This window comes from Streptosporangium sp. CA-115845 (assembly GCF_050943795.1).
GTDB lineage: Bacteria > Actinomycetota > Actinomycetes > Streptosporangiales > Streptosporangiaceae > Streptosporangium.
The window spans coordinates 3549695-3572762 of the sequence record NZ_CP191988.1 but is presented as its reverse complement, the minus strand read 5'-3'; the positions used below and the strand labels follow the sequence as shown (position 1 = coordinate 3572762).

Annotated in this window: 20 protein-coding genes; 3 read left to right on the top strand and 17 right to left on the bottom strand. The window is 69.5% G+C overall.

From position 1 onward, the window contains the following. Nucleotides 1–62 precede the first annotated feature (62 nt). From ACQP0P_RS18405 to pgsA, 16 genes are all read right to left on the bottom strand, one after another. Nucleotides 63–2258, bottom strand: coding sequence for a RelA/SpoT family protein (locus tag ACQP0P_RS18405; protein ID WP_433381952.1), 2196 nt, complete (start codon nt 2256–2258; stop codon nt 63–65). Nucleotides 2259–2495: 237 nt separating this feature from the next. Further along, nucleotides 2496–3014 (bottom strand): adenine phosphoribosyltransferase, encoded by a 519-nt coding sequence (locus ACQP0P_RS18400; protein ID WP_433378220.1) that lies wholly within the window; start codon nt 3012–3014, stop codon nt 2496–2498. 79 nt (nt 3015–3093) lie between these two features. Continuing rightward, on the bottom strand, nt 3094–4167 hold the full coding sequence (secF, locus tag ACQP0P_RS18395; RefSeq protein WP_433378217.1) for a protein translocase subunit SecF: 1074 nt from the start codon (nt 4165–4167) through the stop codon (nt 3094–3096). Beyond that, the gene (gene secD / locus ACQP0P_RS18390) at nt 4167–5915 is read right to left on the bottom strand and encodes a protein translocase subunit SecD (protein ID WP_433378214.1); all 1749 of its coding nucleotides are present in this window, start codon (nt 5913–5915) and stop codon (nt 4167–4169) included. Before secD ends, secF begins: the two co-directional genes overlap by 1 nt. A gap of 79 nt (nt 5916–5994) precedes the next feature. After that, nucleotides 5995–6357, bottom strand: a complete 363-nt coding sequence (gene yajC / locus ACQP0P_RS18385; RefSeq protein ID WP_433378213.1) for a preprotein translocase subunit YajC — start codon at nt 6355–6357, stop codon at nt 5995–5997. Between the two features lie 226 nt (nt 6358–6583). Then, nucleotides 6584–7642: a Holliday junction branch migration DNA helicase RuvB gene (gene ruvB, locus ACQP0P_RS18380; protein ID WP_433378211.1), complete on the bottom strand. Its 1059-nt coding sequence runs from the start codon at nt 7640–7642 to the stop codon at nt 6584–6586. Nucleotides 7643–7715: 73 nt separating this feature from the next. Continuing rightward, a complete protein-coding gene (gene ruvA, locus ACQP0P_RS18375) occupies nt 7716–8336 on the bottom strand; it encodes a Holliday junction branch migration protein RuvA (protein WP_433378208.1) in 621 nt (206 codons plus the stop codon). Next, entirely contained in the window at nt 8333–8920 is a 588-nt protein-coding gene (gene ruvC, locus ACQP0P_RS18370; protein ID WP_350927351.1) for a crossover junction endodeoxyribonuclease RuvC, read from the bottom strand. Before ruvC ends, ruvA begins: the two co-directional genes overlap by 4 nt. Nucleotides 8921–9109: 189 nt before the next feature. Further along, on the bottom strand, nt 9110–9862 hold the full coding sequence (locus ACQP0P_RS18365; protein WP_326638806.1) for a YebC/PmpR family DNA-binding transcriptional regulator: 753 nt from the start codon (nt 9860–9862) through the stop codon (nt 9110–9112). A 3-nt stretch (nt 9863–9865) separates the two neighbouring features. Further along, nucleotides 9866–10456 carry a pyridoxal 5'-phosphate synthase glutaminase subunit PdxT gene (pdxT, locus tag ACQP0P_RS18360; protein ID WP_433378204.1) on the bottom strand — a complete coding sequence of 197 codons (591 nt, stop codon included), beginning with the start codon at nt 10454–10456 and terminating at the stop codon, nt 9866–9868. Between the two features lie 169 nt (nt 10457–10625). Beyond that, the gene (gene pdxS, locus ACQP0P_RS18355) at nt 10626–11540 is read right to left on the bottom strand and encodes a pyridoxal 5'-phosphate synthase lyase subunit PdxS (RefSeq protein ID WP_030919964.1); all 915 of its coding nucleotides are present in this window, start codon (nt 11538–11540) and stop codon (nt 10626–10628) included. Nucleotides 11541–11689: 149 nt separating this feature from the next. Continuing rightward, nucleotides 11690–12700, bottom strand: coding sequence for a DUF3048 domain-containing protein (locus ACQP0P_RS18350; protein WP_433378201.1), 1011 nt, complete (start codon nt 12698–12700; stop codon nt 11690–11692). Nucleotides 12701–12797: 97 nt separating this feature from the next. Then, entirely contained in the window at nt 12798–13337 is a 540-nt protein-coding gene (locus tag ACQP0P_RS18345) for a hypothetical protein (RefSeq protein ID WP_355553607.1), read from the bottom strand. After that, nucleotides 13334–14503 (bottom strand): glycosyltransferase family 4 protein, encoded by a 1170-nt coding sequence (locus ACQP0P_RS18340; RefSeq protein WP_433378198.1) that lies wholly within the window; start codon nt 14501–14503, stop codon nt 13334–13336. Before ACQP0P_RS18340 ends, ACQP0P_RS18345 begins: the two co-directional genes overlap by 4 nt. Further along, complete coding sequence (locus ACQP0P_RS18335; protein WP_433378195.1) at nt 14500–15414, bottom strand: phosphatidylinositol mannoside acyltransferase; 915 nt, start codon at nt 15412–15414, stop codon at nt 14500–14502. The genes ACQP0P_RS18340 and ACQP0P_RS18335 overlap by 4 nt, the downstream gene beginning before the upstream one ends. A gap of 11 nt (nt 15415–15425) precedes the next feature. Further along, nucleotides 15426–16043: a phosphatidylinositol phosphate synthase gene (pgsA, locus tag ACQP0P_RS18330; RefSeq protein ID WP_433378192.1), complete on the bottom strand. Its 618-nt coding sequence runs from the start codon at nt 16041–16043 to the stop codon at nt 15426–15428. Nucleotides 16044–16319: 276 nt separating this feature from the next. Between pgsA and ACQP0P_RS18325 the strand changes: the two genes are divergently transcribed. The 3 genes from ACQP0P_RS18325 to ACQP0P_RS18315 all read left to right on the top strand — a co-directional run bounded on the left by ACQP0P_RS18325 (nt 16320) and on the right by ACQP0P_RS18315 (nt 22500). Next, nucleotides 16320–18452 carry an elongation factor G-like protein EF-G2 gene (locus tag ACQP0P_RS18325; protein ID WP_433378189.1) on the top strand — a complete coding sequence of 711 codons (2133 nt, stop codon included), beginning with the start codon at nt 16320–16322 and terminating at the stop codon, nt 18450–18452. A 159-nt stretch (nt 18453–18611) separates the two neighbouring features. Then, on the top strand, nt 18612–20198 hold the full coding sequence (locus ACQP0P_RS18320; protein ID WP_433378186.1) for a glycoside hydrolase family 10 protein: 1587 nt from the start codon (nt 18612–18614) through the stop codon (nt 20196–20198). Nucleotides 20199–20385: 187 nt separating this feature from the next. Then, complete coding sequence (locus ACQP0P_RS18315; protein WP_433378183.1) at nt 20386–22500, top strand: hypothetical protein; 2115 nt, start codon at nt 20386–20388, stop codon at nt 22498–22500. Here the strand turns inward: ACQP0P_RS18315 and ACQP0P_RS18310 are convergent. After that, the gene (locus ACQP0P_RS18310) at nt 22443–22994 is read right to left on the bottom strand and encodes an HIT family protein (protein ID WP_433378180.1); all 552 of its coding nucleotides are present in this window, start codon (nt 22992–22994) and stop codon (nt 22443–22445) included. The two genes, ACQP0P_RS18315 and ACQP0P_RS18310, sit on opposite strands and share 58 nt — an antisense overlap. Between the last annotated feature and the right edge of the window lie 74 nt (nt 22995–23068).

The following is a 23068-nucleotide window of genomic DNA, read 5'->3' as shown; positions in this document are numbered from 1 at the left end:
GTTCGCGATGGGGCCGTCGGCGCCTCCCCCTGCTCGGAGGAATCCGAGGACGTGCCCGACGCTCAGGAACCGGCGCCGCTGACCCGGTAGACGTCGTAGACGCCCTGGATGTTGCGGACGGCCTTCAGGACGTGCCCCAGATGCTTGGGGTCGCCCATCTCGAAGGTGAACTTGCTGATCGCCACCCGGTCCCTGGACGTCGTCACCGACGCCGACAGGATGTTGACGTGCTGGTCGGAGAGGGTGCGGGTCACGTCGGAGAGCAGGCGCGGCCGGTCGAGCGCCTCGACCTGCAGCGCGACCAGGAACACCGAGTCGTCCGCGGCGGACCAGGCGACCTCGACCAGGCGGTCGGGCTCGGACTTGAGCTGATCCATGTTGGGACAGTTGGTGCGGTGCACCGACACGCCATGTCCGCGGGTGACGAAACCGACGATCTCATCGCCGGGCACAGGAGTGCAGCATCGCGACAGGCGGACCCAGACGTCGGAGTCGCCCGCGACGACCACTCCGGCACCGCCACTGCCCCGGGGACGACCGCGCAGCTTGGTCGGCACGGAGGCCTCGGCGATGTCCTCTTCCGCGCCGTCCACTCCTCCGATGGACGTCACGAGCTTCTGCACCACCGCCTGCGCGGCGATGTGGCCCTCTCCCACAGCCGCGTAGAGCGCGGAGACGTCCAGGTAGCGCAGATCCCTGGCGAGGGCCAGGAGGGACTCTCCGGACATCAGACGCTGCAGCGGCAGGCCCTGCTTGCGCATGGCGCGGCCGATCGCCTCCTTGCCCGCCTCGATCGCGGTCTCGCGGCGCTCCTTGGAGAACCACTGCCGGATCTTGTTACGGGCCCGTCCCGACTTGACGAACTTCAGCCAGTCACGCGAGGGACCCGCGTCGGGCGACTTGGAGGTGAAGATCTCCACCGTGTCGCCGTTGCCCAGCCGCGACTCCAGGGGCACCAGACGGCCGTTGACCCTGGCCCCGATGCACCGGTGCCCCACCTCGGTGTGCACGGCGTAGGCGAAGTCGACGGGCGTCGCGTTCTCGGGCAGGGCGATGACCTGACCCCGGGGCGTGAAGACGTAGACCTCCGAGACCGACAGGTCGAACCTGAGCGACTCCAGGAACTCCCCCGGGTCGGCGGTCTCCTTCTGCCAGTCGAGGAGCTGGCGCAGCCATGCCATGTCGCTGGCGGGCTTCAGCTTCGCCCCCGGAGGGCCGGAGGTGGTCATGTCCTCCTTGTACTTCCAGTGCGCCGCCACGCCGTACTCGGCCCTGTGGTGCATCCCGTGGGTGCGGATCTGCAGCTCCACCGGCTTGCCCTCCGGGCCGATGACCGTGGTGTGCAGCGACTGGTACATGTTGAACTTGGGCATCGCGATGTAGTCCTTGAACCGGCCGGGCACCGGGTTCCATCGCGCGTGAATCGTTCCGAGCGCCGCGTAGCAGTCGCGGACCGTGTCGACCAGCACCCGGATGCCGACCAGGTCGTAGATGTCGTCGAAGGCGACGTCCCTGGCGATCATCTTCTGGTAGACGGAGTAGTAGTGCTTGGGGCGGCCCTTGACGACCGCGCGGATCTTGGCGTCCCGCAGGTCGCCGGAGACCTTCTCGATGACCTCCTGCAGGAACAGGTCCCTGCGCGGGGCCCGTTCCGAGACCATCCGGGCGATCTCGTCGTAGCGCTTGGGGTAGAGCATGGCGAACGCGAGGTCCTCCAGCTCCCACTTGATGGTGTTCATGCCCAGCCGGTGGGCGAGCGGCGCGAAGATCTCCAGCGTCTCGCGGGACTTCTGGTGCCGCTTGTGCTCGGGCAGGTAGCGCATGGTGCGCATGTTGTGCAGCCGGTCGGCGAGCTTGATCACCAGCACCCGGATGTCCCGGGACATCGCCACGACCATCTTGCGCACGGTCTCGGCCTCGGCCGCGGCGCCGAACTTGACCTTGTCGAGCTTGGTGACGCCGTCGACCAGCAGTGCGATGTTGTCGCCGAAGTCCGAGCGCAGCTCGTCCAGGCCGTAGGCGGTGTCCTCCACGGTGTCGTGCAGCAGCGCGGCGCACAGCGTCTCGTCGTCGGTGCCGAGCTCGGCCAGGATCGTCGCCACCGCCAGCGGATGGGTGATGTACGGGTCACCGCTTTTGCGCTTCTGGTCGCGGTGGTGATAGGCCGCCACGTCGTAGGCGCGCTCGATGAGCCGCAGGTCCGCCTTCGGATGGGTAGCACGGACCGTACGGAACAGCGGCTCCAGAACCGGATTCATGCCGCCACCCCATTGCCCCCCAAAACGTGCGAGCCTTCGCCTTACCGCCGGCTTCTCCTCGACGGCTCCGGACACGGCGGAACCGGCGTCGCCTGCTGGGACGGCCATCTCGGGACCGCCGCCGTTGGCGGTCGTGTCGGGGACGACCACATCACGGGGCACTCAGACTCCTCACGTTCGAGTCCAGATCCCTCAGTGTATCCAGACGGGGTTGTGTGCTTTTGTCCGCGGGGTCGATCAAACGACGACGAGGGAGTGCAACTCGACGTCCGTCAGGCGCTCGCGGCCCTTGAGGAAGGCCAGCTCCATGAGCACGGCGAAGCCGACGACCTCGGCACCCGCCTCGCGGACCAGCTCCACCGCCGCGCGCGCCGTCCCTCCCGTGGCGAGCACGTCGTCGACGATGAGGACGCGCTCTCCGGGGATGAAGGCGTCCCGGTGAACCTCGATGATGGCGGAGCCGTACTCCAGATCGTAGGACGCCTCAAGCGTCTCAGAGGGCAGTTTGCCTTTCTTCCGTACCGGGACGAAGCCCGCGCCCGCCTGGCAGGCGACCGGGGCGGCCAGGATGAACCCCCGCGCCTCGATTCCAACGATCTTGTCCACCTCGTACAGCCCGGCGAGCGCCTTGGTCACCGCGCCGAACGCCACCGGGTCGGCGAGCAGCGGTGTGATGTCCTTGAACATCACCCCGGGCTGCGGGTAGTCGGGCACGTCGCGGATGCGATCGAGGATCAGCCTGCTCAGCTCGGTCATGGTCGGCACTCCTTGGGAAGGGGGAAGGAAAACGCCTCCGCCCCCTGGGCAGGGAGCGGAGGCGCGAACTGCTCGGAGCTTACTTCTTCTTGCGTTTGTCGCCACCGGCCGCGGCCCCGTTGGCCACGGTGGTGGCCCCGTTGGCGGCCCCGTTGGACGCTCCGGCGGTGACCGGCTGGCGCGTCGTCCTGCCCCCGGAGCCACCCCTGTGGGCGGCGAGCCTGCGGGCGATCTCCTGGTAGCGCGGCTCGCGCTCCTTCAGCGTGACCAGCAGCGGCGTCGCGACGCACAGCGAGGAGTAGGTTCCGACGAGCATTCCGACGAACAGGGCCAGCGACAGGTCCTTCAGGGTACCGGCGCCGAACAGCGTGGTACCGATGAAGAGGATCGCCGCGACCGGCAGGATGGCCACCAGGGTGGTGTTCAGCGACCGGATCAGCGTGTGGTTCAGCGCGTTGTTGGCGGCCTCGGTGTAGGTCATCTTGGAGGTCGTGCCGAGCTTGGCGGTGACCTCCTTGATCATGTCGAAGACGACGACGGCGTCGTACAGCGAGTATCCGAGGATGGTCAGGAAGCCCAGCAGGGTCGCCGGGGTGACCTCGAAGCCGGACCAGGCGTAGACGCCGGCGGTGATCACCAGGTCGTGCAGCAGCGCCACGACGGCCGACAGCGCCATCTTCCACTCGAAGGCCATCGTCAGGTACAGGATGATCGCCAGCATGAAGACGATCAGTCCGATGATGGCCTTGTTGGCCACCTGGCCACCCCACGAGGCACCGATCACCTGCAGGTTGACCTCGTTCTGCGGCATCTTGAACTCGCTCGCCACCGCCTTCTGGACCGCGGTGACCTGCTCGGCCGGGAGGCTCTCCGTGGTGACCCGCCAGCCGTTCTGGGTCGTCTGCGCGATGACCTGATGCACACCGGCTTCGGTGAACGTGCCACGCACCTGCTCGATGCTGACGGACGCCGGGGTCTTGAAGGAGAAGACTGACCCGCCCTTGAACTCCACGCCCAGCTTGAGGCCGTTGAAGACCAGACCGGCAATGGAGATCACCAACAGGACCGCGGAGAGGCTGTACCAGAGCTTCTTACGGCTGACGAAGTCGACGTTGACCTCGCCCCGGTACAACCGGCGCGCGATGCCGGACATCAGGCCTCCTGCGGAGCGGACTTGGGAGCGGTGACGGTCTCGCTCATGCGCTCGGCGTCGAGACCGGAGAGCTTGTGACCCTTGGCGAAGAACTTCAACCTCGCCAGCATCGCGACGAACGGCTTGGTGAACATGAACACCACCGCGATGTCGATGAGCGTGGTCAGGCCCATCGCGAAGGCGAACCCGGCCACACCGCCGACCGCCAGGAAGTACAGCACCACGGCGGCGATGAACATGACGGCGTCCGCGATGAGGATCGTCCGCCGGGCTCGGACCCAGGCGACCTCGATCGCCGTGCGCAGCGAGCGGCGGCCTTCCTTCATCTCGTCACGGATACGCTCGAAGTAGACGATGAACGAGTCGGCGGTGATACCGATCGAGACGATCAGGCCGATGATGTGCGGCAGCGAGAGGCGGAAGCCGGCGAACGTGCCGAGTAGCACCACCGACTGGTAGGTCACGATCGTCGCCACCAGGAGGCTCAGCACCGAGACGACGCCCAGGCCCCGGTAGTAGAGCATCGAGTAGATCACGACCAGCAGCAGGCCGATCGCGCCCGCGATGAGGCCGCCGCGCAACTGGTCGGCGCCCAGGGTGGAGGAGACCTCGTCGATGGAGCTCTTCTCGAACTTCAGCGGGAGCGCGCCGTACTTGAGCTGGTTGGCCAGCTCGTCGGCGCTCACCTGGGTGAAGTTGCCGGAGATCTGCGCACGGCCGCCGGTGATCGGCTCCTGGATGACGGGCGCGGAGATGACCATGCCGTCGAGGACCATGGCGATCTGGTTGCGGGGGGCCTGCGAGTTGAAGGCGGTGGTGGTGACCTTCGACCACTGGTCGGGGCCCTGGCCCTTGAAGGAGAGCTGGACGAGCCACTCGCCGGTGGTCTGGTCGACGCCCGAGGACGCGCTGTCGATCGAGGTGCCGGTCACGGCCGCCTTGTCGAGGATAAACTTGGTGCTGCCGTCGGTGCTGCAGCCCACGTACTGCTTGTCCGGCGCGTCCTGTGCCCCTCGGTTCGTCTGCTTGGCGCAGTCGAGCGTCTGGAACTCCTTGAGGGCCGCCGGGTCGATCCCGGTGGGGTCGACGCCCGCCATGGGGTCGTCGGCCGCCGTCGGCGGGGCCGTCGGCGCGGCGGGGCCGTCACCCGGCTTGGCAGATTGGTCGCCGGGTTGAGCAGGCTCCGTAGAGGATTCGGAGCCGGCTCCCGGGCTTGGTTTGAGCAGCCCCGACGACAGGGCGCGCCCGGCGGGCGAGGTGCTCGTGTCGGGAGCGGCTGTCGCGGCCGGCTTCGGCACCGCGGACTCGGTGTTCCTGGGCACCCTGGTTCCCTTGCCCCCGGATGTGGCGGGCGAGGGGGACGGCGTCGGCGCCTGGGTGGCCATCTCCCCGGGGGGCGGAGGTGATCCGGCCCCGATCGCCAGCACCTGGCGGAACCGCAGTTCCGCAGTGGTGCCGACCAGCTTGACGACTTCCTCCTGGCCAACTCCGGGGACGGAGATGACGATGTTGTCACCGGACTTGGCGACCTCGGCGTCGGAGATGCCGCTGCCGTTCACCCGCTCGCGGATGATGTTCACCGCCAGATCGAGACTCTCCTGGGAGGGAGCGCTTCCGTTCGGGGTGATGGGCTGCAGCGTCACTGTCGTGCCGCCGGCGAGGTCGAGGCCATATTCCGGGGTGTACGCCTTGTTGAGGAGCATCACCCCTCCCATGGCGAGAATGATCGCCAGAAGCACCAGGAGCATGCGCCCCGGTCTGCTCTGGCCGCTGGTCGGTCGGGCCACTGGTCGACTTTCGGTTATAGGGGATTGGTGGTGAACCTACTCACAGTTTCTTGCTCGCCGAGTCGCGCTCTTCGCTCTGCTGCTCGGCGGTCTCCGCGACGTCGTGGTCGACGGCCTTGACATCCTCCTCCGCATCGTCGACGGGAACCAGGACGCGGCCGATCGCCGCCTTCACCCAGCGGGTCTCCACCCCGGGGGCGATCTCCAGGATCACGTCGTCGGCGTCGATGGCCACCACGGTCCCGAAAAGACCCGTCGTGGTCATGACACCGGTGCCCGGCGCGAGGCTGTTCTGCATCTTGACCTGCTCCTGCTGCCGCTTGCGCTGCGGTCGGATCAGCAGGAAGTAGAAAACCACGACCATGAGAGCGATCATGATCAGGCTTGAATAGTTGCCGCCCACAGGGCCGCTCCCTCTCTTGAGAATGACCGGCGTGAAACCGGACGTCATATACGACCACGCCGCTCAGCACGTCAGCCTACACAGCCAGCCAAGGCTCGGAGTTTAGGCGAGTTGTTAGAAGCGCGGCAACGAAGTCACGATTCGGCACGCAGGGAAGTTCCCATTTCGATACAGTTGTCATCTATCTGTGATCAAGCTTGTACGTCTCCCCTACCGATGCACAACGCTAGATTTGCTCAGCATCATCCCCAAGATCGATGAGGAGCGAGGCACCGAAGGCGTCCGGCGGGGGCACCAGCCCCAGATGGGTCCAGGCCGCGGCGGTCGCGACCCGGCCACGGGGGGTGCGGGCCAGCAGGCCCTGCCGCACCAGGAACGGCTCGGCGACCACCTCGACCGTCTCCGGCTCCTCCCCCACCGCGACCGCCAGCGTCGACAGCCCCACCGGGCCGCCGCCGAACTTGCGCAGCAGTGCTCCAAGCACCGCCCGGTCGAGCCTGTCGAGCCCCTCGGCGTCGACCTCGTAGAGGTTGAGCGCGGCGGAGGCGACGTCCCTGGTGATGACGCCTTCCGCGCGCACCTCGGCGAAGTCGCGGACCCTGCGCAGCAGGCGGTTGGCAATGCGGGGCGTGCCCCGCGAGCGGCCGGCGATCTCGGTGGCGGCGTCGCCCGGCAGCGTCACGCCCAGCAGGCGCGAGGAGCGGTGCAGCACCTCCTCCAGCTCGGCGACCCCGTAGAAGTCCATGTGCGCGACGAAGCCGAAGCGATCACGCAACGGCGCGGGGAGCATGCCGGCCCTGGTGGTGGCCCCGACCAGGGTGAACGGGGCGATCTCCAGCGGAATCGCGGTCGCCCCCGGCCCCTTGCCCACCACGATGTCGACGCGGAAGTCCTCCATCGCGAGGTAGAGCATCTCCTCGGCGGGCCTGGCCATGCGGTGGATCTCGTCGATGAACAGCACCTCGCCCTCCGAGAGGGTCGACAGGATCGCCGCGAGGTCACCGGCCCGCTCGAGCGCGGGCCCCGAGGTGATCCGGAGCGGCACGGAGAGCTCGGTCGCGATGATCATGGAGAGGGTCGTCTTGCCCAGCCCGGGACCACCGCTCATCAGCACGTGGTCCGGCGGCCGGTTGCGCCGCAGCGCGCTCTGCAGCACCAGGGACAGCTGCTCGCGCACCCGTGCCTGGCCGATGAACTCCTCAAGCCGCTTGGGCCGCAGCGCCGCCTCGATGTTCCTCTCGTCGCCCTCGACGTCCGGCGACACCAGATCCCGTTCGAAACTCACGCCGCCCCACCTCTGCTCACCGTACGGCGGAGGCGCCCGCGCTCTTCCCGCCGCGTCTTCCCCGTCGAGCCGCTCATCGCGTGCTCAGCGCGCTGAGTGCCGCCTTGAGCAGCGCCGCCACCTGCGGGGTGCGGCCCTCGGCCAGTTCGGCGTCGGCCCGGGGCGCGACGGCGGCGACCGCCTCGTCCGCGTCCCGCACCGAGTACCCCAGGCCGACCAGGCCGGAGTGGACCTGATCGCGCCAGACGGGCGCGGCGGCGCGGCCGTTGAGCGCGGCGTTGACCGCCTCCTCAGGCGTGCCGAGCTTGCCCTTGAGGTCGACGATGATCCGCTGGGCGCCCTTCGGACCCACCCCGGGGACCCTTGTCAGCGCCTTGACGTCGGCGGTGGCCACGGCCATCCTGAGCGCGTTGGGGGTGTGCACGGCCAGCATCGCCAGTGCGACCTTGGGGCCGACCCCGCTGGCCGTCTGCAGCATCTCGAAGATCCCGCGCTCGTCGTCGGCGGCGAAGCCGAACAACGTCAGCGACTCCTCGCGGACCACCAGCGAGGTGGCCAGCCGGGCCTCCTCGCCCGTTCTGAGCGTCGCCAGCGTGCCCGGCGTGCAGTGCACGAGCACTCCCACCCCGCCCACCTCGACGACCGCCCCGTCGGGGGTGATCGCGGTCACCTGTCCTCGCACCGAGGCGATCACTTCGTGGTTCCTCTCGGGTATCCGGCCCTGCCCCGGCCGCGGAAGTAGGCCGCCGCGCTCGTACCGGGACCGCTCGCGGCCTTCGCGGCGGCCTCGGCCAGCCTGCTCTGGGCTCCGCCCCGCCACACGTGGCAGATCGCGAGGGCGAGCGCGTCGGCGGCGTCGGCGGGCTTGGGCATGGCGTCCAGCCGCAGCAGCCGGGTCACCATCGTGCCGACCTGCTGCTTGTCGGCCGTGCCGCTGCCGGTGATCGCCGCCTTGACCTCGGACGGTGTGTGCAGGGCGACCGGCAGCCCCCTGCGGGAGGCGCACAGGATCGCCACGGCGGAGGCCTGCGCGGTGCCCATCACGGTCCTGAGGTTGTGCTGGGCGAAGACCCGCTCCACGGCCACCGCGTCGGGTTCGAGCTCGTCGAGCCACTGCTCTATGCCGGTCTCGATCGCCACCAGCCGGGCGCCGATCTCGTCGTCGGCGGGGGTGCGGACCACTCCGACCTTGACCAGGCTCAGCGGCGCGCCCGGCCTCCCCTCGACGGCGCCGAGCCCACATCGGGTAAGCCCGGGATCGACCCCCATGACCCGCAGTTCGGGCAACCGCACCGGCACGCCTCCGCTCGCCGAACACCTGTTCGGTGCCAGACTCTACCGCCTGAGAGCACGTCGCGCACGGCCCTCGCGGGGCCCGCGGGAAGTGTCAGCGGCGGTCGCGCACGTGGGGCATGGTGAAGGCGGTCATCGCCCGGAGTTCCGCGGCGGGGGCGCCGAAGCGCGAGATCACGCGTCGAGCTTCTCCATGACCTCGTCGGAGACGTCGAAGTTGGCCCAGACGTTCTGCACGTCGTCACTGTCCTCAAGGGCGTCGATCAGCCTGAAGACCTTGCGTGCGCCGTCCTCGTCGAGCGGGACGTTCATCGTCGGCATGAAGCCGGACTCGGCCGAGTCGTAGTCGATCCCGGCCTCCTGCAGGGCCTTGCGGACCGGGACGAGGTCGGTGGCCTCGGAGACGACCTCGAACTGGTCGCCCAGGTCGTTGACCTCCTCGGCGCCCGCGTCGAGGACCGCGGTCAGCACGTCGTCCTCACCCAGCTCGCCCTTGGGGACGAGCACGACGCCCTTGCGGTTGAACATGTAGGACACCGAGCCCGGGTCGGCCAGCGAGCCACCGTTACGGGTCAGCGCGACACGGACCTCGGAGGCCGCGCGGTTGCGGTTGTCGGTGAGGCACTCGATCAGCACCGCGACGCCGCCGGGGGCGTAGCCCTCGTACATGATGGTCTGCCAGTCGGCGCCGCCGGCCTCCAGGCCGCCACCGCGCTTGCGGGCGCGCTCGATGTTGTCGATCGGAACCGAGCTCTTGCGCGCCTTGGTGATGGCGTCGTACAGCGTCGGGTTGCCGTCCGGATCGGGGCCGCCCGTCCGTGCCGCGACCTCGATGTTCTTGATGAGCTTGGCGAACAGCTTGCCGCGCTTGGAATCAAGCGCCGCCTTCTTGTGCTTCGTCGTCGCCCATTTGGAGTGGCCGGACATCCCCTAGAGCTCCCTCACCATCTCAGCGAAATATGAATGCACACCAATATCCCCGGTAATCTCCGGGTGGAAGGATGTGGCGAGCAGCGGTCCTTGACGGACCGCGACGATCCTATCTCCAGGTTCGGCCAACGCCAGCACTTCGACCCCCGAACCCACGGATTCCACCCAGGGTGCGCGGATGAAGACCGCCCGCATGGCACCGCGGCCGGCGAAGTCGATGTCGGCCTCGAAGGAGTCGACCTGGCGGCCGAAGGCGTTGCGCCGAACGACCATGTCGATGCCGCCGATCGTCTGCTGGCCCTCGATGCCGCCCTCGATCCGGTCCGCCAGCATGATCATGCCGGCGCAGGAGCCATAGGCGGGCATGCCGGCCTTGATCCGCATCCGGAGCGGTTCGAGCAGTTCAAAGGTCTCGGCGAGCTTCCACATCGTGGTGGACTCCCCGCCCGGGATGACGAGGCCGTCGACCGCCTCCAGCTCGTGAGGGCGTCGTACGGCGACCGCCCTGGCCCCCACCGCCTCCAGCGAGCGCACGTGCTCGTGCACGTCGCCTTGGAGCGCGAACACGCCGATCGTCGGGACGATGGTCACCGATGGTCCTTCCCCTGGAAAAGAAACGTCCCTTTCAGGGTATGGCCCTCCACGGATCACCCCAAACTGGTTCATAACCAGCCCTGAGCCTTCCTGGACAGCCCCTCCAGCGCCGAAGAGGCGACCTCCCTCAAGGAGGCCGCCTCTCTGCTGGTTTCCCTGAGTTCCGCTACCAGCCGCGCTCGGCCAGCCGGTGCGGGGCCGGGATGTCGTCGACGTTGATGCCGACCATGGCCTCGCCCAGGCCGCGGGAGACCTTCGCGATGACGTCGGGGTCGTCGTGGAAGGTGGTGGCCTTGACGATCGCGGCGGCGCGCTCGGCGGGGTTGCCGGACTTGAAGATGCCCGAGCCGACGAACACGCCCTCGGCGCCGAGCTGCATCATCATCGCGGCGTCGGCCGGGGTGGCGATGCCACCGGCGGTGAACAGCACCACCGGCAGCTTGCCGGTCTTGGCGACCTCGGCGACCAGCTCGTACGGCGCCTGGAGCTCCTTGGCCGCGACATAGAGCTCGTCGGCGGGCAGCGAGGTCAGGCGCTTGATCTCGCCCCTGATCTTGCGCATGTGGGTGGTGGCGTTGGAGACGTCGCCGGTGCCCGCCTCACCCTTGGAACGGATCATCGCCGCGCCCTCGGTGATGCGGCGCAGCGCCTCGCCCAGGTTGGTCGCGCCGCAGACGAAGGGCACCGTGAACTGCCACTTGTCGATGTGGTTGGCGTAGTCGGCCGGGGTGAGCACCTCGGACTCGTCGATGTAGTCGACGCCGAGCGACTGGAGCACCCGGGCCTCGACGAAGTGGCCGATGCGGGCCTTGGCCATGACCGGGATCGAGACGGCGGCGATGATGCCGTCGATCATGTCGGGGTCGCTCATCCTGGAGACGCCGCCCTGGGCGCGGATGTCGGCGGGTACCCGTTCGAGGGCCATGACGGCCACGGCACCGGCATCTTCGGCGATCTTGGCCTGCTCGGCGTTGACGACGTCCATGATGACGCCGCCCTTGAGCATCTCTGCCATGCCGCGCTTGACCCGGGCGGTTCCGGTGACGGTGGTATCGCTGACTTCGGGCGTGCTGCTGGACACGGTCTCTACCTCACGACGGCTGCGGATCACGGGCCGCCCGCGCTGGACGGCCACTACGCTTCCCATCGTAGGCGCTGGGCAGGATGCCCCCTACACGCCGTCTTGTCGTTCTTAGAAGATCCTCTTGAACATGATGTAGGACTTGCGCGTCAGGGAATGACGGGTTTGGCGGAGGCCAGCGCGATCCAGACCTGACCGGGGGCGAAGTTCATCGGCTCACCCGCCTCCGTGGTGAAGACGGTGCCGTCCTTCTCCGTCTCCCGCGACCAGCGGGCCTTGAACGCCTGCCCGTCGCGGAGCACGATCGCCCTGCCCTTGCCCGTGCTGTGCACCAGCGGCGTGTAGCTCTGGTTCTTGTCGTGAAACTCCGAGCGCTCCGTCTTGGTGTACTGCACGACGATCGTGGGCGCGCCGAGCTGACCTCCCTCGGCCGCCATGTCCTTCTTGCCGTCCTGCCAGATCAGCCACTTGCCCGCCGCCTGCGACCAGGCGAAGGTGAAACGGGCCGCCGGGTACTTCACGCTGTACGCCTTCCGCGGCACGCCGCCCTCAGGGGCGTCGCCGAAGGTGAGTCCGATGTCCTTGGCCCTGCTCGCCTTGGGCGCCTCGGTCAGCAGTTGCCTGGTGTTGGCGAACAGGTTGTAGGGGGCGAAGCGTCCTTCCTGGCGGAAGTAGGCGCCCGGCGCCCGGCTGTCGGAGACGTCGAACAGCGGCGCCTCGGCGATGAGGGGGAGCATCTTGGTCTGCGCACCCGAGTAGGCGAAGGCGGGCCTGCCGAACTGCGGGACGATGTGCAGGTCGGAGATGCGGGCGCTGCGAACCGGGCCGATCTTGGCCGGGATCTTCGAGGAGAAGATCGCCATCAGCCGGGTCAGGCCCGCCTCTACCTGCTCGATGTAGACGATGTCCGCGCTTTTGAGGCCGAGCTGCGGCTTGCCCGCCGAGGTGTTCTCGATCTTCGCCGCGAGCACCGGCCTGCGGGCCGCGCCCGGCAGGCCGGTGAAGGGGTGCGTCGGCTCGGGCGTGGGGGTCGGCTCCGCGCTCGGTTCACCGGCCGCCGGATTGCCCGCCGACGCGGGCTTGTCGGAGGAACAGGCCGCGACCGGCGCGAGAACCGCGACTCCCGCCAGCGTGACGGCGATCATCCGAGAAACCCGCACGATTCATCTCCTCAAGTCAGCCACGTAGCCACTCGGCCACGAACCGCCAAGAGCCTACCGGTGTCCGACTTGTCAGTTACTCCAGTCTATGTGCGGCTTATTCGGCGGCCAGGGCCTTCGGCGGCGCATCGTCGATCTCGAAGAAGCCCGGATACTCGGTATGCCCGGCCAGCCGCAGCGTGCGGGCCAGCCAGCGGCGTTGCGCCGCGCGGGTCACGCCCACCGCGTTGTTGTAGAACCGGCGGGAGTAGAGGACCTTGGCCACCGCGGCCCCCAGCTCCTCCAGTAGGTCGGAACCTGCCGGAGTGTCGGCCAGCCGGTCACGGAAGCGCTCCTGGTCGACGACGGCTCGCAGGGTGCGCGACAGGTCGCTCTCGGCGTGCTCACGCTCCTCGGGGCCCGCCGTACGGGCCTCGTGGGCGGCCGCGGCCAGCACCAGGCTCGTCGCCGGGTCCAGCAGCCGGGAGGCGGCCAGCTCCAGGCTGACGGCGGTCCGCCGCACCAGGGCGGCGTCCAGGGACTCACGGGCCAGCTCCAGCCGGATGTGCAGCCGGTCGAGCCTGCCCGCCCGCCAGGAGATGTAGACGGCGCAGAGCACCACGATCGCGCCCACCACCAGGATCAGTGTGGTCGTCACAGCGTGTCGTTCCCTTCGGCCCAGGCCCTGCTCGCCACCGTGCCCTCGGCGTCCTCCTCGACCCCGGCCGTACTCGCCACCGTCTCGTAGACCCGCAGGACGTCACGGGCGACCGTCGACCAGTCGTACTTCCGCACGGCGGCGCGGGCCTCCCGCGACAGCTTGGCCCGGCGCACGGGGTCGTTGAGCAGCTCGGCGGCCCGGCGGGCGAGCGAGGTGGCGTCGCCCGTCTCGAACAGCGCTCCCGCCTGGCCGTCGTCGAGCACCTTGCGGAAGGCCGGGATGTCGCTCGCCAGGATCGCCGCGCCGGCCGACATCGCCTCGGTCAGCACGATGCCGAAGCTCTCACCCCCCAGGTTGGGCGCGCAGAAGACGTCGACCGTGTGGTAGGCACGCACCTTGTCCTCCTCGCTGACCATGCCGAGCAGGCCGATCCGGTCGTGGAGGGCGGCCGGGACACGCTCCAGCACCTCGGCGGCGTCACCCGGCCCGGCCAGGAGCAGGCGCAGCGCCGGCCGCTCGGCGGCCAGCAGGACGAACGCCTCCAGCAGCACCGGCAGGCCCTTGCGCGGCTCGTCCATCCTGCCGAGAAAGCCGATCACCTCGCCCTCGTCCCAGCCGGGCAGCGGCTCGCCCTCGGCGTAGCGGCCGACCGTCACCCCGTTGGGGATGAGCACGGCGTCGCCGCCCATGAACTCGACCAGGGTCTTCCTGGCCGCGTCGGACACGGCGATCCGGCCGGTGATCTTCTCCAGCGCGCTCATCAGCACCGAAGCCGTGACCGAGAAGGACCGGGAGTTACCGTACGAGGCGTGGAAGGTGGCCACGATCGGCCCCCTGGCCACCCAGCAGGCGAGCAGTCCCAGCGAGGGGATGGCCGGTTCGTGCACGTGCAGCACGTCGAAGGCGCCCTCGCGCACCCAGCGGCGCACCCGGTTCGCCGACAGGAACCCGAACGACAGCCTGGCCACCGACCCGTTGAAGGACACCGGAATCGCGCGGCCCGCCGAGGTCACGTACGGGGGCAGCGGGGTGTTGTCCGCAGCGGGGGCGATCACCGAGACGTGGTGGCCTTCCTCCATGAGCGCCTCCGCGAGATCGCGGATGTGCACCTGGACTCCGCCCGGCACGTCCCATGTGTAGGGGCAGACGATGCCGATCCTCATCCCCTGGGCTCCAGGTCCTCGAGCCAGAGGCGCTGGAGCATGTGCCAGTCCTCGGGGTGCTCGGCGATGCCCTTCTCGAAGACGCCCGCGAGGCTCTGCGTGACGACGGCCACCTTCTCCTTCCTGGTGCCCTCGGCCGGGACCGCGATCTCCTCGTGGAACTGCAGGCCCCAGCCGGTCCCCTGGAAGTAGGGGATCGCCGGGATGAGGGCGGCCCCGGTGTGCACGGCCAACAGGCCGGGGCCGGCGGGCATCCGCGTGGCCGAGCCGAAGAACTGCACCTCGACACCGTTCGCGGTCAGGTCTCGCTCGGCGGGCAGGGCGACCGGGAGCCCGGCGCGCAGGCGCTGCGCCAGGGTGCCGAAGGTGTGACCGTCACCACCGGTGAGCGGCAGCACCTCCATGCCCAGTCCCTCGCGGAAGGCGGTGTAGCGGTAGAACAGCGACTCGGGTTTGAGCCGCTCGGCGACCGTGGTGAAGGGATGCCCCGTCCCGGCGAACCAGGCACCCGCCTGGTCCCAGTTGCCCGTGTGCGGCAGGGCGAGGACCACGCCGCGCCCCGCGGCGAGGTTGTCGTAGACGGGCTCCGCGCCGATCACGTGCATCCGGGAGACGAGTTCGGCGACGGGGATCGAGGGCAGCCGGAAAACCTCGTGGAAGTAGCGGAAGTAGGAGCGCATGCCGTCGCGGCTGAGCTCCCGGATCACCGGGTCGCCCGGCGAGGTGCCCTTGACCCTGGCGAGGTTGGCCTCCAGCCTGAGCACCGACTTTCCCCGGTGCTTCCACAGCCGGTCGGCGGCGGCGCGGAAGGCCCAGGCGGTGAGCCGCTCGGGCAGGCGGGGCACGATCGTCCATCCGGCACCGAACGCGGCCGCGACGAGACGGTCCTGGGGGGAGGGCTTGTCTGTCATCGATTTTCCGATCAGCGGAGGGGCCGGGGCGAGGTGGGGACGGCCTGCCGGCGCACGTGCAGCAGGCGCTGGCCGACCGTGACCGCGCTGGCCGCGGCGAGCAGCCAGAGCCCCGCGGCCAGGATGTACGGCACGCCGAGGCCGCCGAGGCCGACCGAGACCAGACCCACCACCAGGCGCTCCGGCCGCTCGGCGAGACCGACGTCGCACGTCATGCCCAGCGCCTCCGCCCTGGCCTTGACGTAGGACACCACCGCTCCGGCGACGAGGCAGAACAGCGCGACCCCCGCCAGCGTCCGCTGATCGCTCACGATGAACCAGAACACCAGCCCGGAGAAGATCCCCGCGTCGCCGACCCTGTCGAGCGTGGAGTCGAGGAAGGCGCCCCAGGTGCTTCCCTCGCCCGTCATCCTGGCCATGACCCCGTCGAGGAGGTCGGCCAGCACGAAGAAGGTGATCACCATCGTGCCCGCGAACAGCTGGCCCCGGGGGTAGAAGAACAGCGCGGCGGCGACGGTGCCGAGCGTGCCCACCGCGGTGACCACGTTGGGGCCGATCCCGCGGCGGGTGAGTGCCCTGCCCAGCGGGGTCAAGACTCGGGTGACGGCGGGGCGCAAAAGTTTCAGCATCGCGCTCCGATCGTAGGCCACCCGGCCTGCGAGCGCGCATCGGCGAGCCGTGCGGCAAGGCGTTGCCGTCGCGGCGAGAGCTCTCCGGAGGAGGCTCGGACGCCTAGCGATCAGACTTCCCTCTCGCAAGAGGATCGCCCCACCCCTCTTGTGATATTCGCCACATGGGTATTTGGTGAACACACCGCGTCCATGCGGTGTATGGACGCGGCAGCGGATCGGCGGGGGTGTGGCCCCACCAGGCCGCGCCCCTTCGGCAACGACGCGGGAGGCGATGTGGCGGAGAGAGCAACCGGCGGAACAGCGGGAGCCGCGGGGAGGGCACCCACGGTCGATCAGCCGGACAAGATAAGAAACGTCGTGCTGGTCGGCCATTCCGGTGCCGGGAAGACAACGCTCGTGGAGGCGCTGCTGGCCGCGACCAAGACCATCCAGCGGCCCGGCCGGGTCGAGGACGGCACGACGGCCAGCGACTTCGACGAGGTCGAGGTGCGCCAGCAGCGCTCGGTGAATCTCACCGTGGCCCCTGTGATCCACAACGACATCAAGATCAACCTGCTGGACACGCCCGGCTATGCCGACTTCGCCGGCGACCTGCGCGCCGGGTTGCGCGCGGCCGACGCGGCGCTGTTCGTCGTCTCGGCCGTCGAGGGCGTGGACGGCCTGACCAGGATGCTCTGGGAGGAGTGCGCGGCGGTCGGGATGCCCCGTGCGGTCGTGATCACCAAGATCGACCACCAGCGGGCGAACTTCGAGGACGTCCTCGCCGCCTGCCAGGAGGCCTTCGGCGACGGCGTCTCGCCGCTGTACCTACCGGTGGTGACCAACGGCAGGGTGAACGGCCTGATCGGGCTGCTGAGCCAGAAGTTCTACAACTACGCGACCGGCACCAGGACGGAGAACTCCCCAGGCCCGGCCTACGCCGACCAGATCGAGATCTACCGGGGCGCCCTGATCGAGGGCATCATCCAGGAGAGCGAGGACGAGTCCCTGATGGACCGTTACCTCTCCGGCGAGGAGATCGACACCAAGGCCCTCATCGGGGACCTGGAGAAGGCCGTCGCGCGCGGCGGCTTCTACCCGGTGCTGGCCGTGGGGACCGGCGTGGGCGCGCTGGAGGTCCTGGAACTCATCACCCAGGGCTTCCCGTCGCCCCCCGAGCACCCGATGCCGGAGATCACCTCGATCGACGGCCGGCCCGTCGCCGGCATCACCTGTGACCCCGACGGGCCACTGGTCGCGGAGATCGTCAAGACGACCAGCGATCCGTACGTGGGCCGGATCAGCCTGGTGCGGGTCTTCTCCGGCACGCTGCGCCCCGACATGACGGTGCACGTCTCGGGGCACGGCCTGGCCGACCGCGGGCATGAGGACCACGACGTGGACGAGCGCATCGGGGCGCTCTCCTCGCCGCTGGGCAAGCTCCAGCGGACGACCGCCAAGTGCGTGGCCGGGGACATCGCGGCGGTGGCCAAACTGTCGCGCGCGGAGACCGGCGACACCCTGTCGGACAGGGAGAACCCGCTGGTGATGAAGGCCTGGACGATGCCGGATCCGCTGCTGCCGGTGGCGATCCAGCCCAGGTCCAAGGCGGATGACGACAAGCTGAGCCAGGCGCTGCAGCGGCTGGTCGCCGAGGACCCGACACTCCGGCTGGAGAACAACCCCGAGACCCGCCAGCTCGTACTGTGGTGCATGGGCGAGGCCCACACCGACGTGCTGCTGGAGCGGCTGAGCAGGCGGCACGGCGTGGAGGTGGAGAAGATCGAGCTGCGGGTGCCGCTCAGGGAGACCTTCGGCGGCCGCTGCCGGGCCCTGGGCCGCAACGTCAAGCAGACCGGCGGCCACGGCCAGTTCGCCGTCTGCCACCTGGAGGTCGAGCCCCTGCCGTCCGGCGGTGGCTTCGAGTTCGTGGACAAGATCGTCGGTGGCGTGGTGCCGCGCCAGTTCATCCCCTCGGTGGAGAAGGGCGTACGCACCCAGATGCAGCGCGGGGTCCTCGCCGGCTACCCCATGGTGGACGTACGGGTGACGCTGTACGACGGCAAGGCCCACTCGGTCGACTCCTCCGACATGGCCTTCCAGATCGCCGGGGCGCTCGCGCTGAAGGAGGCCGCGACCAAGGTGCCCACGCTGCTGCTCGAACCCGTCGACGAGGTGTCCGTGCTGGTCTCCGACGAGCACGTGGGCGCGGTGATGTCCGACCTGTCCTCGCGCAGGGGCCGCGTGCTCGGCACGGAGCCGGTGGGGGTGGGACGTACCCTGGTCAGGGCCGAGGTGCCCGAGCTGGAGATCACCCGGTACTCGATCGATCTGAGATCCATGTCACACGGCACCGGGACGTTCCAGCGGGTCTTCCTGCGCTACGAGCCGCTCCCGTCACATCTGGTGGAGAAGGTCACCGGCTGATCGGGCGATGAGGCGTGTGCCCGGCGGCACGTCGCCACCAGGTGGACACACCCCATCGGACACACGCCTCCCAGCACGCACTCACATAACAAAATCATCACGGAACGATTTCTTTTTTCCGGTCAGAGCACACTGGTCCAGGTGCCAGACTTGGGAACCATGCGAAACGGACGCCCTCTTCTGGCCGCTGCCGCCCTCGCCGTTCTGACCACGGGTGCCGCATACACCTTCGGCCCCGACACCGCACCGGCCCGGCCCAAGGGCGCCAAGGGCTCGGCGGTCTCGGCCGAAACGGCGGGAGCGACGACCTCCACCTCGGCACGGTGCCCGGTGGATGTGAGGTACCCCAAGCGGCAGCTGCGCGGGGTGTGGATCGCCACGGTCAAGAACATCGACTGGCCCTCGCGGACCGGTCTGTCCGCCGCCCGGCAGCAGGCGGAGTACGTCAGGATCCTCGACAACGCGGTCAAGCGGCGGTTCAACGCGGTGTTCGTCCAGATCCGCCCGGCCTCCGACGCGCTGTACAGGTCGAACCTGGAGCCGTGGTCGCAGTATCTGACCGGCACCGCGGGCAAGGACCCCGGCTGGGACCCGCTGCCCTTCCTCGTCGCCGAGGCCCATCGGCGCGGCCTGGAGTTCCACGCGTGGTTCAACCCCTACCGCGCCTCCCCCGACGGCGACCTGTCCAGGCTGCCCGCGAACCACCCCGCCCGGGTCCACCCCGAATGGGTCGTCAAGCACGGTGGCCAGGCCTACTACAACCCCGGCCTGCCCGAGGTCCGCGACCACGTCACCAAGGTCGTCAAGGACGTGGTGACCCGCTACGACGTCGACGGGGTCCACTTCGACGACTACTTCTACCCCTACCCCTCCGGGAACGCGAGGTTCGCCGACGACGCCGCCTTCGCCAAGTACGGCAAGGGCGCCAAGCTCGCCGACTGGCGCCGCGCCAACGTCAACAAACTGATCGCGCAGGTCGACAGGGCGGTGCACGAGGTCAGGGACAGCGTGAAGTTCGGCGTCAGCCCGTTCGGGATCTGGCGCAACAAGTCCGAGGATCCCACCGGCTCGGCCACCGGCGGCATGTCGGCGTACGACTCCATCTACGCCGACGCCCGCCACTGGATCCGCAAGGGCACCGTCGACTACGTCATACCGCAGCTCTACTGGCCGCGCGACTTCAAGGCCGCCGACTACGACGTGCTGATGCCCTGGTGGGCGAACGAGGTCAAGGGCACCGACGTGCACCTCTACATCGGGCAGGCCCTGTACCGGGTCGGCGCCACCGACACCCCCGCCTGGACCAGGCCCGGCGAGCTGCCCTCCCACCTCACTCAGAACCGCAGGCACAAGCAGGTCTCCGGCGACGTCTACTTCAGCGCCAAGCAGCTGTCCACCGACCCCCTGGGCGTGCTGGACCGCATCGTCAAGAGCCACTACGCGCGCCCGGCGCTGCTGCCGCTGATCAAGGACCGCGGCGGGCAGGCCCCGGCCAAGCCCGTGGACCTGCGGCTCCAGGGCACCTCGCTCAGCTGGAAGAGCTCCCCGGAGGCCCGCTCGTACGCGGTCTACCGGATCGCCTCCGGCAAGCCAGGCGAGTGCGCCACCGCCGACGCCCGCAACCTGGTCGCGGTCGTGCCCGCGGTGGACGGCGACCGCCAGACCTTCACCACGACGGGCGGCGGCACCTACCTGGTCACCGCCCTGGACCGCCTGCAGAACGAGAGCGCCCCCACCGGGACCTGACCGGGCACGCGTCCGTGCGGGCGTGGGCGCGCCGTGGGACGGGCACGGCGAGGCGATGAGCGCCCGGGTACCCCGCGGCCTGCCTCCGGACTCGCCGCGCCCCGTCCACCCCCGGATTCGCTGGACCCGTGACACGATCTTCCCCTACGGTGCGAGCACCTGGCAGAAGCTAAAGGGGAGGTCGTCGGTGAAGCGGACGCTTTTCGCGTTTGCACTGGTCCTGGGCTTGCTGTGGCCGGGTGTCGCGCAGTCCGCCACGCGGGTGGACGGACGGGTGGTGCTGATCGGCATTCCCGGCCTGCAGTGGAGCGACCTCAGCCCCGGCGGCACCCCGAATCTGTGGCGGCTGGCCACGCAGAGCGCGATCGGCTCGCTGTCGGTCCGCGCGGTGGGCCGGGTGACCTGTCCCTATGACGGCTGGCTGACGATCTCGGCCGGGGTGAGGTCCGCGGTCGGCTACGGCTGCGGGCTCCCCCCGCTGCCCGAGGCCGACAAAACGGGTGCCGTCATCCCCGGCTACGGATACCTGCGCGACGTCGCCGGGCAGCGTAACGCGGGCGCCCTCGGCGAGGCCGTGCACGCCGCCGGGGAGTGCACGCTGGCGATCGGCCCGGGGGCCGCGCTGGCACTGGCCGACAGATCGGGCAGGGTCGACGTGTACGCTCCCTCCCCCGCGCAGATCCGCTCAGACGTGCTCACCAGGTGTCGCGTGATCGCCGTCGACGTCGACGATCTGATCAGGCCCTACATCACCGACGGACGGCTGCCCAAGGTCGAGGAGCGACTCACCCCGCAGCAGCGGGCGGCGGCGCTGCGCCTGGCCGACGCCAAGGCCGGAGCGGTGCTGAGCGTGCTGCCCAGGGATGCGCGCGTACTGCTGGCAGGCCTGTCCGACCACGGCGCCAACCCGCACCTTCGGGTTGCCATGATGCGCGACGGAGACCTCTCCGGCCGCTTCCTTGGAGCGGCCTCCACCCACCGCGACGACATCACGATCCTGCCGGACGTCACCGCGACGGTGCTCTCCCTGACCGGCGTCGAGGCACCGCCGGGCATGGTCGGGCTCCCCTGGCAGGCGAGCGAGAGGCAGACCGGCGGCATCGAGGCCGCACGGGCCGACCTGGAGAGGGCCGACGTGGCCGGGCAGACGATCAGGAACGTGGGCGGCGTCTTCTTCACCTCGGTCGCCGTGCTGCAGGTCGCCTTCTACCTGACCGCGTTCCTGCTGCTGCGCCGCAGGCGCGGGCTGAGGCGCATGCGCGTGGCCGCGGTGGCACTGGCCTCGGTGCCCGCCTCGACGTACCTGGTGAACCTCACCCCCTGGCAGGACGCGTGGACGCCGCTGCTCGCACTGGTCGGCGGGATCGCCGGATGCGCGCTGCTGCTGGCCACGCTGGCGCTGGCGGGGCCATGGCGACGCGCACCGCTCGGACCGCCCGCGGTGGTGGCGGGGGTTACCGCGGCGGTGCTCGCGGGCGACCTGCTGACCGGGACGACCCTGCAGCTCAACAGCGTGATGGGCTACAGCGCCGTGGTCGGGGCCCGCTACTACGGCCTGGGCAACATCCCGTTCGCGCTCTTCGCCACCTCGGTGCTGCTGCTGACCGCCACGATCGCGCATCGGCTGACGCGCGGAGGCCACACGGGTGCGGCGGTCACCGCCGTGGCGGTGCTGGGCGGCTTCGCGATGATCCTGGGCGGCTGGCCGGGCGTGGGCAGCGACTTCGGTGGCGTGATCGCGTTCGTACCGGGGATCGCGGTGACCGCGCTGCTGATCGCGGGCAGGCGGGTCTCGATCGTCAAGCTGGGCGCGTTCTGCGTGGCGGGCGACTTCGCCGTGATGGGCATCGCCTACCTCGACTACCTGCGCCCGCCTGCCTTCCAGACGCACCTGGGGCGCTTCGTGGGCCAGGTGCTCACCGGCGAGGCCACCGAGGTGATCGGCCGCAAGCTCGGCGCGATGCTGGGCACGCTGCTAAGCCCCAACCTGATGCCGGTTGTGATCGCCGCGACGGCGTTCCTCGTCTACGCGCTGCTACGGCCGGAGCAGGCGACCGTGGGGGTGCTGCCCGCCGCGTTCGCGCACTCCCCCGCGCTGCGGGCCGGGTTGATCGGCACCCTGGTCAGCGGGGTGGTCGGCATGCTGGTCAACGACTCGGGCGCCGCGGTGCTCTCCATGGCACTGGCGCTCGCCGTGCCGCTGACACTGTCGGTGGGCATCAGGACCCTGGGCGGAGCCTCGCGCTACGACGAGGCGGGCCAGGAGCCGGCGAGCAGTTCCCTTGTGTCACGCAGCAACTGAGGAAGCACCCTGGTCTGGCCGACGACGGGCATGAAGTTGGTGTCGCCGCCCCAGCGGGGCACCACGTGCTGGTGAAGGTGGGCGGCGATCCCGGCGCCCGCCACACCGCCCAGGTTCATGCCCACGTTGAAGCCCTGCGCGCCGCTGGCCTTGCGCAGGGCGACCAGCGCCCGTTTGGTGAAGTCGGCGAACTCAGTGGTCTCGGCCTCGTTCAGGTCCGCGTAGTCCGGCACGTGGCGGTAGGGGCAGACCATCAGATGGCCGGAGTTGTACGGGTAGAGGTTGAGCAGCGCGAAGACCGCGTCACCTCGGGCGACGATCAGGCCGTCCTCGTCGCTCATCTGGGGGATCTCGCAGAACGGGCAGCCGTCCTCTGGGCCCGAACCCGTCGGTTTGCTGGCCCCCTTGATGTAGGCCATCCGGTGCGGAGTCCAGAGTCTCTGGAACGCGTCCGGTGTTCCCGCCCCGTACTGCGCCTCCGGCTCGTTGCTCATGGTCGCCAGCATATTGCCAAGCCGATTCCTTCGGTCTGGCGCCTCCCGCCGTGGCACCGGAACCGGCCGGTATC

Coding starts and splice junctions, on each gene's coding strand:
- ACQP0P_RS18340 (WP_433378198.1), bottom strand. CDS start 14,503: ATGAGGATCGGCATCGTCTGCCCCTACACATGGGACGTGCCGGGCGGA.
- secD (WP_433378214.1), bottom strand. CDS start 5,915: ATGCTCCTGGTGCTTCTGGCGATCATTCTCGCCATGGGAGGGGTGATG.
- ACQP0P_RS18335 (WP_433378195.1), bottom strand. CDS start 15,414: ATGACAGACAAGCCCTCCCCCCAGGACCGTCTCGTCGCGGCCGCGTTC.
- ACQP0P_RS18365 (WP_326638806.1), bottom strand. CDS start 9,862: ATGTCCGGCCACTCCAAATGGGCGACGACGAAGCACAAGAAGGCGGCG.
- ACQP0P_RS18320 (WP_433378186.1), top strand. CDS start 18,612: ATGCGAAACGGACGCCCTCTTCTGGCCGCTGCCGCCCTCGCCGTTCTG.
- ACQP0P_RS18405 (WP_433381952.1), bottom strand. CDS start 2,258: ATGAATCCGGTTCTGGAGCCGCTGTTCCGTACGGTCCGTGCTACCCAT.
- ACQP0P_RS18400 (WP_433378220.1), bottom strand. CDS start 3,014: ATGACCGAGCTGAGCAGGCTGATCCTCGATCGCATCCGCGACGTGCCC.
- secF (WP_433378217.1), bottom strand. CDS start 4,167: ATGTCCGGCATCGCGCGCCGGTTGTACCGGGGCGAGGTCAACGTCGAC.
- ACQP0P_RS18310 (WP_433378180.1), bottom strand. CDS start 22,994: ATGAGCAACGAGCCGGAGGCGCAGTACGGGGCGGGAACACCGGACGCG.
- pgsA (WP_433378192.1), bottom strand. CDS start 16,043: ATGCTGAAACTTTTGCGCCCCGCCGTCACCCGAGTCTTGACCCCGCTG.